Source organism: Archangium sp., assembly GCF_036389735.1.
GTDB lineage: Bacteria > Myxococcota > Myxococcia > Myxococcales > Myxococcaceae > Archangium.
Genome location: NZ_DASVWK010000709.1, coordinates 1 through 16,550, shown reverse-complemented (window position 1 = coordinate 16,550; position 16,550 = coordinate 1). Strand labels below are relative to the sequence as shown.

The window sequence follows — 16,550 nt, the reverse complement described above, 5'->3', positions numbered from 1 at the left end:
GAAGCCTCCGCCAGCCGGCCCAGGGCCTCGTAGGCCTCCGCCAGTCGCTCGCGCCACAGCCCCATCACCGCCGGGCCCGCCAGCACCGCCGCGAGCTGCTCCGCCGCCATCACGAAGCGCGCATGGTCTCGCGTCTCCTCGTAGATGGGCAGCAGGAACTCCAGCGCGCGCACCGTGCCGGGAGCGTCCTCGAGCGCCTTCTCGAATGCCTCCTTCGCGCGCGCCTTGTCGCCCGCCCACATCAGCATGTCGCCCGTCTCCACGTGGAGGCTGGCGCGCAGCTTGGGGTCCGTCTCCAGCAGGATGAGCAGGCCCAGCGTGTCCGCCGCCTCGGCCGTCTGCCCGCTGTCACGCTGCAACCGGAAGCGCTCACGCAGCAGCCTGCCACGCCGCTCCGGCCAGCCATCCGCCGCGTCCGACAGGGCCTCGACGCGCTCCTCCAGGGGCAGCGCCCGGACATGGGTGAGCACCGCGTCCGCCAGTACCTCCGGGTACCCGCCGAGTCCCGACAGCAGACTCCGCAGGCGCTTGGAGAAGTCCGGCGCCGCGGCGAGCGACTCCAGCGCGCGCAGGCGGAGCTCGGGGGCGATGCCTTCCGTGCGCAGCACCTCGTCCCGCAGGTTCGTGGCCCCGGCCGCGTCCCCCTCCGAGAGGAGGTCCGCCAGCCGCATCAACCCCACCCAGTCGTCCTCGGAGCGCAGGCCAGCGGCCAGGTCCGTGACGTGCGAGGCCTCCGCGTCCGGCCGCGCCACCAGCGCCCAGAGCGCCTGACGGGCGCGCTCCGCATCCCCGGCACGCTCGGCGAGCGCGAGCGCCCCGGCCGCGTCCCCGGACTCCAGCATGGGCGCGAAGCCCACCTCGACGGCGCGCGCGGTGGCACCCAGCCGGTGGAAGCGCTCGGACAGCTCCACGGGCGACAGCGCGCCCGGGGCCTCCGTGGCCAGGCGCTCCACCACCTCGAGGGCCTCGGCGCGCTCGCCCGCGGACTCCCACAGGTCGGCCGCCTCCAGCAGCAGCGCCGGACGTTGGGCCGAGTATGCCAGCCGGGCCGCCTGGAGCAGCGCCTGGGCCGCGCGTCCGGGCTCACCGGCCATCCCGTGCAGCCGGGCCACATGGCGCAGCGTCTCCACGTCGGGATCGAGGGAGGTCACCGCCTGGATCGCGCGCAGCGCCTCCGCGAGCTTGCCGGCGGCCTCGAAGTCGCGCGCCGCCGACAGCAGCAGCTCCCGGCGCTCCTTGTTGGAGAGCAGCTCCGCCCGGGCCATCCGCACCTCGGCGAGGCGGCCCGGCTCCTCCGCGAGCAGCGGCTCCAGCGCCTCCAGCGCCTCGATGTAGCCGGCACCGGCGGCCCCACGGGCCACCACCGTCTCCAGCGCCTCGCGGGCGAGCGAAGGATGGCCGGCGGCACTGGCCAGCGCGGCCAGTTCCAGGCGCAGGACGGAGGCCTCATCCGTGCCCTCCGTCATGGACACCAGACGCTGGATGGCCTCCTGCAACGGGCCCTGCTCGCCCCGCTGGCGCAGTCCCGCCACCAGGGCGCGGAGCGCGGTCACGTTGGTCGGGTCCGCCTCGGCCGCGCGCTCCCGGAGGGCCACGGCACGTCGCGGGTCGTCGAGCTGGTCCGCGGCGACATCGGCGGCCTCCAGCAGCAGCTCCGCGGCGCGCGCGCCCCCGGCGGCCCGAGCACCCGCCTCGTAGACGGCGAGCAGGTCCGCGGGGCGGCCCAGGGTGCGCAGACCCACCACCGCCCGGTCGATGACACTGGCGTCCGCGGGGCGCAGGCGCGTGAGGTGCAGCAGCGCGTCGATGGCCTCCTTCGGATCCTGGAAGAGGTCGGCGGCGCGGCGGTACAGCACCTCGGCGGTGGCGGTGTCCGCCTTGCGCGCGAGCTTCAGGGAGGCGCGGTAGAGGCCCCTGGAGTCGCCGGTACGGCCGTACACCTCGGTGAGGAGCGACAGGGCTTCCTGGCCCCGCGTGCTCTCGGGCTCGAGTGCCACCACGGCTTCGAAGGACTCGGCGGCATCACGGTACGCGCCGGAGGACAGCGAGGCATGGCCGAGCCGCAGGTGCGTGCGCACGCGCACCGGGACGGCGAGCGACTCACCCCCAACGGCGAGCAGGCGCCGGTCGTACGGCTGGGCCGCGTTGGCGCCACCGCCCTCGGCGGCCAGCTCGGCGCGCGTGGCGAGCGCGTCCACGTCATCCCCGGCCCGGGCGAGGTAGTCATCGAAGGCCTGGGCGGCGAGCAGCGACTCGCCCGCCTTGAGCAGCGTGTCCGCGCGCTCGCGCAGCAGCGGCAGGGCCTGCTCGGGCGGCACGGCGGCGGCGCGCAGGGCCAGCAGCTCCGCCAGCCGGCGTACGTCTCCAGCGGCGCGGGCCCGCAGCAACTGGAAGGCCTCGGGGCTGGAGGGCGCGAGCTCGAAGGCCTGGTCCTCGCACAGCAGCGCGCGCTCCAGCGCACCGGCCTCGCGGAAGGCCCGGGCGGCGGCGAGGTAGCTCTCGGCTGCCTCCGTGGGCGGCTGCCGCTGGGCCCGGCGCAGCATCAGCGCGGCGAGGGACTGATGGTCCCCCGACTCGGAGAGGAAGGCGCGCTGGCGCGTATAGACGGGCTCGCGCAACGGGTCCGCCTCCAGCAGAAGGGCATCGAACTCGGCGGCGTCCTCGGCGCGCCCCAGCTCGTGGAGCAGATCCGCCGCCTGCCGGGTGAGGCCCAGGTCATCCGGCCTCGCGGAGCGCGCGGCGAGCAACGCGATGACGGCGGCCTCCGGACGTCCGGCACGCTCGCGGTAGAGCGTGGCGGCGCGCAGCAGCAGTTGCGCGCGGCGCTCGGCGTCCTGCTCCAGGGAGGCGGACTCCTCGAACCAGGCGGCCAGCTCCGCCACCCGGCCCTCCTCCTCGAGCAGCGCGCACAGCAGCTTCTCGGCCTCCGGGAGGGAGCGATCTCTGCGGAGCGCCTCGCGCAGGAAGCCCTCGGCCTTGCCGGACTCGGCCAGCACGTCCAGGTGCAGCCGGGCCAGCCGCAGCAGGGAGGAGGCCTGCTCGCGCGTGTCGGGCAGCAGCGGAAGGGCACGTTCCAGCCAGCGGGCCTCGGCGGCGGAGTCGTCCCGGCGACTGGCCAGCTCGATGCCCATGCGCGCCGTGTCGAGCTGCGCGGACAGCGTGAAGGCCCGCTCCAGCGCGGCCTCGGCGGCGGACAGGTCCAGCTTCGCGTCGCGCAGCATCTCCGCGCGGTGACGCTCGGTGTCGGCGGCCTCGGCGTCGCGCTCCTCCGCCTCCAGCAGGAAGCGCAGGGCCTCCAGCGAGCGCAGGGACTCGTCCACGCGGCCGGCTTCCTCGGCCAGACGCGCGTGCTCGGCGCAGGAGGAGATGGCGCCGTCGACGTCCCCGGTCTCCTGGCACAGCGCGGCCACCACCTGGAGCTGGGCCATCAGCTCGGGGACGCGGCCCGCGTCGCGGTAGAGGTCGGCGAGCGACTGGTGCAGCGGCAGCGGCTCCTCGGCCATCTCCGCCGCGCGCGCCAGCAGGGAGGCGGCGAGGGTGGAGTCGGCCAGCGACTCGCGGGCGCGCTCCGAGAGCAGCACGAGGCGTCCGACGGTGTCCTCGGAGGAAGGCAGGGCGCGCGCGTGGGTGACGAGCACGTCGAAGGCTGCGCGGGGCTCGTCCTTCTCCAGCAGCGCGGCGAGGCGCTGCACGGCCACCTCGTTCAGCGGACGCTCGACGAGGAGCCGCTTGTACGCGGACACCGCGCGCCGGGAGTCCCCGAGCTTCTCGGCGAGCGCGCCCAGGCGCAGCCACGCCTTCTCGGCGTACTCGGCCTCGGTGGAGAAGTCCGCGGCGGCGGCGAGCTGCTCCTGGAGGGGCATGGCCTCCTGGAGATCGCCGTGCAGGAAGAGGAGCTCGGCCAGCTCGGCGAGCTGCGCGTCCCGGGCGGGGACGAGGGCGTGGGCACGGCGGGCCAGGCCGAGGGCGCGCGCCATGTCCCCGGCGGAGCGGGCATGGGCGGCCCCTTCGCGCAGGAGGGCGGCGGCCTCGGCGGGGGCGATGTCACCCGTGCCGACGTCGAGGAGCTTCGCGGCCTCGGAGAAGTCCCCCCGGCCGGCGACGAGGGCCACCAACCGGCGGCGCACGGCCACGTCCGAGGGAACGAGACGCACGGCCTGCCGCAGCGCGGCCTCGGCGGCCTCGGGCTGCTCCAGGCGCTCCAGGTGGAGGGTGCCCAGCTCCGCGTAGAGGGCGGCGGCCTCCTCGGCAGGCGCATGCGGGGCCTCGGCGGCGAGCAGGCCGGCGAGACGGGCCCAGTCCGCCAGGGCGCGCAGCACGCGCTGGAGCGCCAGGGTGGCCCCGGCATGGCGCGGCGCGAGGGAGAGCGCGGCCTCCAGGCTGGACGCGGCCTCCGGAAGCTCGCCCGCCTTCTCCAGCAGGGCGGCGCGCGTCAGCAGCGCCTCCACGCGGCGAGGCAGGGGGCCCTGGCGCGCGGCCTCGGCGAGCGCCTCCGCCTCGGCGCCCTTCTGCCCGTCGCGGCGCGCGAGCGTGGCGAGGGCGAAGAAGGCATCACAGCGCTCGGCCGGCGACAGCGGCAGCTCCACGGCGGCGAGCAGGGCCTCGCGGGCCGGGGTGCGTGCGTCCTTCTCCACCAGCGCGGAGGCGAGCGCGAGGAGCCGCACGCGGGCGCGCTCGGCCAGCTCGGGCTCGGAGGCGACGACGTTGCGCCACGCCACCAGCTCGTCCACGTCGTCCCCCGCCTCGCGGGCGAGCGCGGCGAGGGCGAGCCACAGGGGCGCGGGCCGGCGGGCGAGCTTCGTGGCCGCGAGGAAGTCCTCGCGCGCGGCGTGGGAGCGGCTGGCGTTGCGGTGGAGGGCGGCGCGGCGGGAGAGCAGCTCGGCGCGGGCCTCGCCCTCGGCGGCGGAGATGAGGGTGCCCAGCAGCGCGAGGCGCTCGACCTCCTCCTGGGCGGAGCCCGTGCCGGGCGGGGGCAGCAGCTCCAGCAGGGCCTGGGTGGCCCACGTGTCGTGGGGCTCCTCGGCCAGGAGGCTGCGCAGGGTGTCGGCGGTCTCGGCGGTGCGGCCGAGGGCATGGGACAGCTCGGCCAGCTCGCGGCGGGCGGAGCGGCGCGCATCCCCGGAGAGGCGCGGCCACAGGGAGGCGAGGAGGTCCGCCAGGGGCTCGCGGGCACCCGCCTTGCGGTGGAGGCCAGCGAGTTCCACGCGGGCCTCGAGGTCCTCGGGAGCGAGGGCGCAGTACTGGCCCAGCAGGCGGCGGGCGGCATCCGCGCGTCCGGCGCGCACGGCGGCGGAGGAGGCGCGGCGGGTGAGTTCCAGCAGCTCCTCCTCGCGAAGCGCGTCGGGGTCCGTCGCGGGCACGGCCAGCACGGCCTCGAAGTCCTCCAGGGCGGAGCGCGGGTCGGCCTGGAGCCGCAGCTCGCCGCGGCGCATGCGCGCGGGAGCGAGGGAGGCGTCGCGCTCCAGGGCCTCGGCGAGGAAGGCCTCCTCGCGGCTGGTGCCCAGGGCGAGCACGGAGGCGCGGTAGAGGAGCTTCGCGCCGGCGCGGGCATCGGGGACGAGCGCGGCCTTGCGCGCGAAGAGACGGGCGGCCTCCAGCTTCTCCCCGCGCTCCAGCTCCAGCTCCGCGAGCGTGTCGAGGGCCTCGGCGGCCAACGGGCCCGAGGGGCTCGCGTCGAGGGCGGCGGACAGGCGCAGGAGGGCGGGGCCCTTCTCGCCACGCTCCAGCAGGACGCGGGCACTCTGGAGGAAGAGGGGCGCGGCCTCGGCGGCGCGCTCGGCGGCGACGAGGGCCTGGGCACGCGCGGCCCACAGCTCGGCCAGCTCCCGGGTCTCCCCGGCCTCGGTGTAGAGGGCCTCCAGCCGGGAGGCGAGCGACTCGTCCAGACGGCGCACGGGCCAGGCCTGGGCGTAGGCGGAGATGGCGGCCTCGCGGTCCCCCAGCAGCTCGCACGCGCGGCCCAGGCGGGCGCGGATGTCGGCGAGGCGCTCGGGGGCGGTGGTGCGCGGCAGGGTGGACAGCAGCGTCTCCAGGGCACGCCGGGCGTGCTCGGGGCGCTCGCAGCGCAACGAGAGGTCCGCCAGCTCCAGCAGCACCGTCTGGTCCGGAGAGAGGCGCGCGGCCTTCTCCAGGGCCACGAGGGCCTCGCCCAGGCGGCCCAGCCGGGCCTCCAGCACGTTGGCCAGCTCGCGCAGCGCCGCCGCGGCGAGCCGCTTGTCGCCCTGCGCCTCGGCCACGCGCGCGCGATCTTCCAGGGCGATGGCCAGGCCCGCCATGTCCGAGCGTTTGCGCTGGAGGGCGCACAGCTCGCCCAGGGTGGGCAGGTCGTCCGGCTCGGCCCTCAGCACCTCCTGGAGGGCGGTGGCGGCGAGGTCCAGGTCGAAGGCGAGGTCGCGCGCGGCCACGGCGAGGCGGCGGTACTTCTGCGCGCGCTCCTTGGGCTCGGGGGTGAGGCGCGCGAGGGCGGAGAGGCACCGGGTGAGGAGCCCCCCGTCGCGACGGGCCTCGGCGAGCGAGAGCAGGGACTCCAGCGCGGGCTTGTGGTCCGGGTCCGCCTCCAGGGCGGAGGTGAGGAGGCGCTCGGCCTTCTCGGGCTGCTGGAGCCGGCCACGGTACAGCTCGCCGGACTCGGCCCAGAGGGCGGCGCGGCGGCCCGGCTCCTCGTGGACGGCGGCGGCCTTCTCCAGCGCCTCGGCGAGCTCCTGGGTACGGCCGGTGGCGCGGAAGTAGGGAATCAGCTCGTCGAGCGCGGCGAGGTCGCGCGGGTCCAACGCGAGCGCGGCCTCCAGGTGCTCGCGGGCGCGGGCGGGGTCGCCCAGCTTCGTGCGGTACAGGCGCGCCAGGGCATGGTGGCTCTGGTGGGCGGCCTGGCGGATGGACTCGGAGCCAGGGGCGGGGCCGGCCAGCTCCAGCGCCTGCTGGTAGCCGGAGAGGGCCTCCTGCAGCTTGCCGAGCGACTCGGCCACGCGCGCGGTGGCGAAGAGGGGCTCGGGCTCGCCGGGCAGCAGCGACACGGCCTCGCGGTAGCGCAGCAGGGCGTTGTCCGGCTGCTGGAGGCCCACCTCCCAGATGCGGCCGGCCATGAGGTTGGCGCGGCCCACGCGGTCCAGCTCGTGACGGGCCATGGCCACCTCGCGCAGGCGGTCCAGGGCCTTGAGGGCGCGCAGGTGCTCGCCGCCGCGGTGGCACAGCTCGCCGAGCAGCAGCAGCGCGTCCGGCTGATCCGGCGAGAGGCGCAGCGCGGCCTCGCAGTGCAGGCGGGCGCCAGCGACATCGTCCTCGGTCTGGGCGCACAGGCGCGCGAGGTGCACGTGCGCATCCGCGGCCTCGGCGGGATCTCTCGCGAGCGCGGCGATGCGACGGTAGGCGCGCACGGCGCCGGCGCGGTCGCGGCTCTGGTCCGAGGCGCGGGCGAGGGCCTTGAGGGAAGGCAGATGGTCCGGCTTGAGGCCGAGCACCTCGTGCAGGGCCTTCACGGCCACCTGGGGCGCGTGGTCGCGCGCGGCGCGGGCGGCGGACTCGGCGGCGAAGAAGGCGGCGGCCTCCTCGGAGGCGCGACGCGCCAGGGTGCACAGGGCGAGGAAGCGCTCGGCGGCGCGGGCGTGCTCTCCCCGGCGCTCGCGCACCACGGCCTCGCCCCAGAGGGCGGCGGGGCTCCTCTCGCGGCGGCGCAGCAGGGTGGCGGCCACGTCCAGGGCGAGGTCGTGCGCCTGCGGGTCCGCCACGAGCAGGGACAGCAGTCGCTCGGCGGCGAAGGGATGGGCGTCCTGGGCGTCCCCGGCCTGGAGGTAGGCCTCACGGGCCTCGGCGAGCTTGCCCTGGGCGACGAGCGCCTCGGCATCCGCGAAGGCACGGGAGCCCTCGAGGGCCAGCAGCAGCTCCTCGTCGGGCGGGGCCGGAGGCGGGAGGCCACCGGAGGTGAAGCGCAGACGCAGGCCCGCACCGCTCACCTCGGCCGAGGAGAGGCGCGCGGTGTCCAGCACGGGCATCTTGAAGCCCCGGCTGACGGCGGCCTTCTGGCAGAGTGAGGGCAGCACGCGGGTGGAGAAGCCGGTGGCGCCACGCACCTCCACCTCGGGCAGCAGGCCGAGCTCGGCCACGGTACCGGCGATGAGGCCGGGCACCTGCACGGACGGCGTGGAGGAGAAGCCGTACAGGCGCACATCGTAGAGGTAGAGGGCGAGCCGCTCCCCATCCGCGTCGAAGGCCACCTTGAAGGTGACGGGGGTGCGCTCCGGGGCCTGGAGGAAGGCCTGGCCCTCCAGGTAGCCGGGGCGGAAGTGCAGCTTCATCCCCTCGAGGCCGGCCACGCGTCCGGCGAGCTCCGCCACCTTGCGCGACACCAGCTCCGCGTCGACGTGCAGCTCCAGGAAGCCGAAGAGGAGCTTCTTGCGCTGGTAGCGCGAGGCGCCCGCGCTGACGTTGAAGGGGAAGGTGACGTCGGGAATCTGAAGCGCGAAGTCGGCGATGGACAGGCCGGGCGCCAGCTCGAGGGGCGGAAACCCCACGAAGGCGCGCCTGTCCAACAGACGCAGCTCGGGGGCGGCGGCATGCGCTTCGGACGCGGGCTTGGGGGAGTCGCTGTCGGTGGCCATCGCGGGGGCTTCTAAAGAGGGCCGGAAGTTATCATGCGGCGTAAGCCCCCGGAATTTTTGCTATTCCCCCGCCCGGAGGGCAGGCAACGAGCCATCCGGGTTGACGCCGCCCCACACCCTCTGTTGAAGCAGGAGCGCCGCTCATGGACTCCTCCGCCTCGATCACCATCGACGACTCGCACTGGCCCCTGCTGGTGATGACGTTCGTGGGGGAGCCCACGCTCCAGCAGCAGGAGGCGCACCTGGCCCGGGTGAGCACCTACCTGCGGCGGGACGAGCAGTTCGTGAGCATCCTCGACACCCGCCAGGAGCGGATGATGACGGCCGAGCACCGCCGGAGGCTGGCGGAGTTCCTGAAGGAGCATGACGCACTGTTGCGCACCCAGGTCCTGGGCTGCGCCTCCGTCATCACCTCGCCCATCATGCAACTGGCGGCGAGCATCGTCCTCCACCTCAAGCCCCTGCCCTTCCCCTACTTCACGACCCGCTCCCTGCCCGAGGCGGGCCTGTGGGCGGCGACGCGACTGGAAGGCACGGGGCTGCTCCACCTCGCCGAGCGCATCCGGCGCCACTACGGTCCGCGCGCGGAGTCGTGCATCGGTTGACTCCTGACATCCACCCACACCCCGCGTCGACGTCGACGAGTGACATGCGATTCAGCCATGCGGTGGGGTAGCATCCAGCCAACCCCATGAGTGCTTATCCCTGCACCCGTCCCGCGTTTCCGGCGAAGATGCGGCGCCCGTGATCGACCCCGGTACCCTCGTCCTCGATGGCCGCTTCCGCGTGCTCCAACTCGTCGGAGCCGGAGGCATGGGTGAGGTGTACCTTGGCGAGCAGGTGTCGCTGGGGCGCAAGGTGGCCATCAAGGTCCTCCACGCGGACCTGATGCTGCACCCGAGCATGATCGAGCGCTTCAAGCGCGAGGCCCGCATGCTCTCCGCCATCGAGCACCCGGCGGTGGTGCGCGTCATCGACTACGGGGAGGCGGGCGTCGGCGCGTGCCTCGTCATGGAGTACGTGGAGGGCGAGAACCTCTATGACGTGCTCCAGGCGGGGGCCATGGCGCCCTCGCGCGCGCTGCCCCTGCTGTACCAGCTCGCCGAGGGCCTCTCGGCCATCCACGACAAGGGCATCATCCACCGCGACCTCAAGCCGGAGAATGTGCTCCTCACCCGGGGCCTGCGTGGCGAGCAGGCGCGGCTGCTGGACTTCGGCATCGCCCGGCTGGTGGAGCCGGACACCACCGCGAGCAACCTCAGTCAGGTGGGCCTGGTGGTGGGCACGCCGGAGTACCTCTCGCCGGAGCAGGCGGTGGGCGCGCCGGTGGACACGCGCAGCGACCTGTACTCCTTCGGGGTGCTCGCCTACCGCGTGCTCTCGGGGCAGCTCCCCTTCCCCGGGCCGGGGCCCACCCAGTACGTCGCCCAGCACGCCGCCTCGATGCCCACGCCGCTGCTCGACGCCGCGCCCACGCTCGTCGGCTACCCGGCGCTCGTGTCGCTGGTGATGCAGTTGCTGCGCAAGGACCCCACCCTCCGGCTGCCCGACGCGAATGCCCTGGTGGATGCGCTCGGCGCCATCGCCGCGCTCGGGGGGCAGGCCCAGGCCCAGGGTGTCTCGGCCGGGGCCTTCATGATGGCCGCGGCGGCGGGTGCCAGCCCGCGGTCCTCGGGCATCACCGACTTCCTCCTGCCCGCCCTGCCCGAGCCGGTGGGCAGCGGCACGGCCGACTTCGCCGCGCCCGCGCCGGGGCCCGCGCCCTCTCCGGCCTCGGGAACCCTCGCCTTCGCGGTCCCCGAGCCCGTGGCCCCCGTGAGCGGGAGCGGCTCGCCCTCCCGCGCGAGCACCCGCGCCGCCCAGGAAGCGCTGGCGACGCTGGCCTCCATCGAGGGCATGTCCCCCTCCCGCGTGGACACCCTTCCCGCGCAACCGGTTCTCCCTCCGGTGCGTGGCCTCACGGCCGTGCCCGGCCCGAGGCCGTCGATCCATCTGCCCACCGTGGGCAGCAACACGCTCTCGGGCAAGCTCCAGAACCTGACGGTGATGCTCACCGACCTCGAGGGCTACACCGAGCGCACCTCGCGGCAGACGCACGAGCAGAACGCGCGGATGCTGGAGACGCACGACGGGCTGCTGCTGCCGATGGTGCGCGAGTACGGCGGGCGGCTGGTGCAGAAGCACGGGGACTCGCTGCTGGCCGTCTTCCCCTCGCCCACCCACGCGGTGCTGTCCGGCATGGCGATGCAGGACAAGCTGTGGCGGCACAACCAGCAGTGCGGCGCGGACGAGCGGCTGCCCGTGCGCATCTGCCTCCACACGGGCGAGGTGCTCGTCACGCGCGACGCGGTGCTGGGCGAGCCGGTGGAGGTGGTGAAGGCGGTGGAGCAGGTGGCCGAGCCGGGCGAGGTCGTCTTCACCGAGTCGGTGAACCTCGCGCGCACGCGGGTGGAGGGAGACGCCCTGCCTGGCGGCACCGTGTCGATGCCCGTCACCGGCGAGCCGCTCCAGCTCTACCGCTGCCGGCGCGCCGAGGAGGGCCTGCCCTTCGGAGGCCAGGACGAGGTGTCCATGCGGCCCGCGCTGACGGAGCAGTTCCTCCCGGTGGTGCGCCCGATGCAGGTGGCCTGGAGCCGGGTGGTCGCGGTGCTGCGAGCGGTGACGGAGCGGGCCTGGAAGCTCGTACGTACCTACCCGGGCCAGACGGCGGGCGTGGGCCTGGGCCTCGTGGTGGTGCTGGGCCTCGGCTCGTACGAGCTGGCGCGCCGCGCCCACCCCGTGTACCAGGCGCGCGAGCTGCTGGAGGCGGGCAAGCTGGTGGAGGCGCTGAAGCGTCTCGAGGGCGTGCCGCCGGAAGAGAAGAAGAACGCCGCTGTGCCGCAGCTGCGGGCGCGGGCGTTGCACGGCCTGGACCGGCACGACGAGGAGCAGACGGTGCTGGCCGGGCTGGAGGCGGAGGCTCGCGAGGCCATGGAGCCCCCGGTGCTGGACGCGCTCGCCGAGGACTTCGGCGAGGACGAGGCCGACAAGGGACTGCGCAAGCTGCTGGCCTCACTGCCCAAGGCGCGTGTGAAGGAGCACTTCGAGGAGCTGGCGGAGGAGGCGCCCTCGCCCAGGCAGTGGGGCGCGCTGCGCTACCTGGAGGCCGTGCAGTCCACGGAGGGGCTCGATCTGGTGAAGCTCTACACGCGCGCGCTCGAGTCGAAGACCTGCGGCGTGCGGACGAACTCGGCCCGGCGGCTGGCCGCGCTCGGAGACACGAGCGCGGTGCCGGCCCTGGAGCGGCTGAGCAAGCTGCCCCGGGAAAAGGGCACGAAGAGCTGCGGCCAGCCCGAGGCGACCGAGGCCCTCCGGACGCTCACGAAGAAGTAGGTCAGCCGGGCGAGAGGGCCGAGGGCAGGCGGAAGGTGAAGGCACTGCCCTTGCCCACCTGGCTCTCCACCGACACGTCCCCGCCGAGCTCCTGGAGGAGGGTGCGCACCACCGGCAGGCCCAGGCCGGTGCCTCGGCCCGGTGCCTTGGTGGTGAACCACGGCTCGAAGATGGAGGAGAGCTTGTCCTCGGGGATGCCCACCCCGGTGTCCTCCACGCGGCAGCAGGCGAAGCCTTCCCGCGCCTCGAAGAGGCGCACGTGCACCTCCGCGGGCCGGTCGCGCACCGGCTCCACCGCGTCGGCGGCGTTGCCCACCAGGTTGAGCAGCACCTGCTCCACCCGCGTCCGGCTCGCCTCCACCCACAGGGGCGACTCGGGCGCCGACGACGACACCTTCACGTGCCGGATGATGCCCGCCGTGCGCAGCATCGCCAGCGCGCCCGCCACCAGCTCGCGCAGGTCCAACCGCTCCACCCGCGTCGGCCCGGGCCGCCCCAGGTCCATCAGGTGCCGCCCGTGCGTGGCCACGTGCTCGCAGGCCCAGCGCAGTTCCTCCAGCTCCTCCCGGTCCGGCGGCACGCCGCGCTCCGCGCACTCGGTGAAGGAGCCGCGCAGGCTGTTGAGCACGGTGGAGATGTTGCGCAGCTCGTGCCCCACCCCGGCCGCCAGCGTGCCCAGCGTCGCCAGCCGCTCCACCTGAAGCAGTTGCCCGCGCGTCCGCTCCAGCTCCGTCTCCAACCGCTCGTGGTAGCGCCTGCGCTCGGTGATGTCGGTGGCGATGCCAATGGTTCCGGTGAGCGCGCCGGACTCGTTGAACACCGGCTTGTAGCGCGTCTCGTAGTGGATGCCGGCGACCTCGTTGTCGTAGATGAAGGACTCCCCCGCCAGGGCCCGTCGGGCGCTCGCGAGGACGTCCGGCACTCCGCTGTAGACGTCGAACACCGACTGCCCCACCACCTGACCCGGCTGCAGCCCGAGCGCGGCCAGCCCGCCTCCGTCCGAGAAGGTGAAGGTGCCCCGCGCATCCAACGCCCAGATGATCATCTGCGCGCCGCGCACCGCCGTGCGCAGCCGCAGCTCGCTCGTCTCCAGGGCGCGCTGCATGGCCTCGCGCTCGGCCACCTGTGCCGTGAGCAGACTGTTGGCCGCCTCGCTCGCGGCCACCGCCAACTGGAGCTGCTCCTGGGCCTCGCGCCGCGCGGTGACGTCCACGAGGATGCCCAGCACGCCCCGGACGGCGCCCTGCTCGTCCCGGAGCGGCACCTTGCTCGTCTGCGTCCACCGCTGCCGGCCATCACTGCCCCGCATGGACTCCTCGACCGGGGACAGCGGCTCCCCCGTCTCCAGCACCTGCTGGTCACACCCCCGGTAGAAGTCCGAGTCCTCCTTGAGCCAGGGCAGCTCGTAATCCGTGAGGCCCACCACCGCGTCGGGGTGCGCCAGACCGGCGACCCTCGTGAACGCGACGTTGCACCCGAGGTAGCGCAGATCCCTCCCCTTCCAGAAGATGGGGTAGGGCAGCGCGTCGAGGATGCGCCGCAACAGCTCCGCCTCCTGCTTCATGGGCGCTGGTGCGGTGCTCTCGCGCGACCTCATGCGTCATCCTCCCCTGCCCGCGCGACTGTCGGTGCCACCGAGCATATCGGACTGGCTCCGTTCGGTCGAAACGCCAGGGGCGACCCCGGCTCGGGGTGTAGTTCGTCAGACGCCCGGAGTGCGGGAGCGTCCATGCCTACTGGACGATTGCAGCCCTTCGGGAGGCGCCTACTCCTCCCAGGTCTCCAGCATCGCGCGCACGCGGGCGTAGCGCTCCTGGAGTTCCACGCGCTTGGCGGTGAAGAGCACCATGAAGCCCACCACGCCCACGCCGAGCAGCGAGAGGAAGGCGGCGCCCATGCGGTGGTCCCGGATGCCGAAGCGCGCCAGGTTGGCGAGCACGCACGTCACCAGGAAGGCACTGCCCAGGTACACGTAGGAGCGGATGCGCAGCGCCACGCCGGCCGCCACGCCCACCAGGCACAGGAAGACGCACGCCAGCATGCCGCCGCCGTCCTGGAACATGAGCGGCTTCCACGCCCCGGCCACGTAGACGAGGGTGATGGCCAGCGCGCGCAGCTTCGCCCGCGTGTCCGGCTCGAGCGCCTCCTGGAAGACGCGCAGCAGCACCAGCAGCGAGAGGCCGGCGGGGATGACGTAGAACTGCGGCTCGCCAGCCCCGGTGCCCCGCCACACGAGGAAGAGCGCCGCGTTGAAGGCGCCCACGGAGACGAGCGAGGACATCCCTCGCTGCGAGGGGTGCGCGGCCAGCGCGGCGAAGTGGGCGGCGTAGCCCACCAGCAGGGCCGCCACGTACAGGGGCTGGCCCCACGGCGCGGTGAACAGGCCGGCCAGGGGGAAGAGGAAGGCGCCCCACAGCGCGGGCCGGCGGAAGGCGGGCAGCCCCGAGCCCTCGCGCATCGCGAAGACGTAGAGGCCGGAGAAGAGCGCACCACCCACCAGGGCCGCGAGGCTGTCCGCCGGGCCCAGCCCCGAGGCCAGCGCGTGCAGCCGCACCGTCAGGTAGCCGAGCACCAGCGTCCACATGGCGAGGAAGGCGGAGCCCTCGTCCTTCTCGCGCACGCCCCGGCGCACCAGCGCGAAGAAGAGGATCGCCAGGCACACGCAGTCGACGAGGGCCGACACCACCACCCCGGCCGCCCCGGGCACCAGCACCAGCCCGAGGAACACCTCCACCAGGGCCACCACGGCGAAGGAGTGCCCCACCCCCCGGCGGACGCGCTCGCTGGCGAGGTACAGGGCCGTCGTGGCCAGCAGCGCGCTGAGGGCGCCGAAGAGCGGGAGGATGAACTCGGCCCCCCGGCCGGTGGAGAACAGCGCGCCCACGTGGGCGAGGATCGCGTGTAGCCCCACCAGCGTGGCCACCCAGCCCACCACCGCGCGCTCGGGGCGCCGGTACACCACCGCCCAGGCGGAGCCGATGCCGAGGAGGAAGCAGGCCCCGGTGGCCGGGTGCTTCAGGTCTCGCAGCGTGGCGAGGGAGAGCAACGAGAGCACCCAGCCCGCATGGTGCAGCGCCGCGCCCACGGTGATCTCGCGATCATCCAGCCACGTGCCCACCATGCACAGCACGAGCCCCGTGCCGCTCAGCACCGCGGGCGTCCACGCCATGGGCACCATCGCGACGAGCACTCCAGCCAGCAGCGCGGTGGCCACGTTGGCCATCCATCGCTCGCGCGACACCATCAACACCAGCGAGGCGAGCCCCGCCAGCAGCGCCACCGGGAGGGGCAGCGCGCCCGGCCCCAGGTTCAGCAGGTGCACCAGCACGGGCACCGCCGTGGCGATGGCTCCGGCCACCCACAGCGGCTCGCTCCACGTCTCGGAGATGCCCGGCGACAGGCGCGCCGTCAGCCGCATGAGGGCACGCTGGATGCCGCCCTGTTGGCACAGGGCCGACAGGAGCGCCGCGCCGAAGGCCACCGCGGCGAAGGTGAGCGCCGCCTCGGGCCGCCACTCGAGGAAACCGTGCTCCGCCGTCTTGCCCAGCGAGGCCCCGGCCAGGGCGAGCACCGAGGCGGTGAGCAGGTCGCGCCGCGAGAGGAGGAAGGCCCCCGCCAGCAACACCCCCGCCAGCCCGGCGATGGCCTCGGGCGTGGGCGATTGCCACCCGCTGAGCGCGATCGCCCCCACCACGGTGACGGGCCGCAGCGACGCGTCCGGCGGCGCGCGGAAGAAGGCCCACAGCCTGACGGGCAGGTGGTGCGTGAGGAAGCCGAGCGCCAGCAGCAGGACGATGGCGAGCGGATGGAGCGGGGTGCAGAAGAGCAGCAGGCCCACCCCGAGTCCCACGCGCACCGAGGGCTTCTCCCCGGGCAGCGCCACGAGGGACGCCACGAGCAGGCCGAGCACCTTCGGGTCGGCCCCGGACAGGGGCACCAGGACGCTCCCCACCAGCGTGAGCGAGCCCTGCATCCACACGGAGAGCTGGCGAGCCGACGCCTCCTCGGACCTTCCGAGCAGGAAGACACGCGCGGCGGGCAGGTGCTCCACGGCGCGCACCAGCAGGAGCGCGAGCAGGGGCAGCGCGGGCGCCCAGGGCCACTTCTCGTCCGCGGTGAGGAGGGTGACGAGCGCGAGGGGCGGAGCGAAGGCCGCGAAGAAGGGGTGACGGTTGGCGCGCGTCCACACCAGGGGCAGCACCAGCGCCCCGAGGAGCACCAGCAGGGGCACCACGCCCTGACGCGACGCGGGCGGCGCGGAGAAGAGCACGCACGCGAGGGCGAGCAGGGGCTGCGCGCAGAGGGTGGCCGCGAGCGCGAAGCGGCGCTCCCCGGCGAGGAGCCGGAAGGCGGCGCGAGGCGACTCGAGGAGGGCCAGGAGGCTCAGCAGCGTGGACAGGCCCAGCAACTCCAGGGGCGCGCCCCGGTGGACGATGTCCATGCTGGCCAGCCCCGCGGCGGCGAGGACGCTGACGGTGGGGTGCAACGCGCGCGCGGTCAGGAGGGCCGCGAGCGCCGCGCCGAGCAGGAGCCGGTAGGGCTGCTCTCCACTCGCCGCCGCCACCGCCACCAGGGGATAGAGGA

Annotated in this window: 4 protein-coding genes and 1 pseudogene; 2 read left to right on the top strand and 3 right to left on the bottom strand. The window is 74.6% G+C overall.

The window, feature by feature from the left end; translation table 11 throughout:
- Positions 1–8,594, bottom strand: an 8,594-nt coding sequence (locus VF794_RS25015) for a flagellar hook-length control protein FliK (protein WP_331114585.1), incomplete at its 3' end; no start/stop codon positions are given.
- Positions 8,595–8,737: 143 nt separating this feature from the next.
- Here VF794_RS25015 and VF794_RS25010 point away from each other — a divergent pair.
- Together VF794_RS25010 and VF794_RS25005 are read left to right on the top strand one after the other, a co-directional pair.
- Positions 8,738–9,199, top strand: a complete 462-nt coding sequence (locus VF794_RS25010) for a hypothetical protein (protein ID WP_331114583.1) — start codon at positions 8,738–8,740, stop codon at positions 9,197–9,199.
- A gap of 139 nt (positions 9,200–9,338) precedes the next feature.
- Positions 9,339–11,966, top strand: a complete 2,628-nt coding sequence (locus VF794_RS25005) for a protein kinase domain-containing protein (protein WP_331114581.1) — start codon at positions 9,339–9,341, stop codon at positions 11,964–11,966.
- Position 11,967: 1 nt separating this feature from the next.
- On the opposite strand, the gene VF794_RS25000 is transcribed toward VF794_RS25005, so the two are convergent.
- On the bottom strand, positions 11,968–13,563 hold the full coding sequence (locus VF794_RS25000) for a PAS domain-containing sensor histidine kinase (RefSeq protein WP_331114579.1): 1,596 nt from the start codon (positions 13,561–13,563) through the stop codon (positions 11,968–11,970).
- A gap of 168 nt (positions 13,564–13,731) precedes the next feature.
- Positions 13,732–16,550 (bottom strand): annotated as a pseudogene (locus VF794_RS24995) (hypothetical protein); the annotation flags it as partial.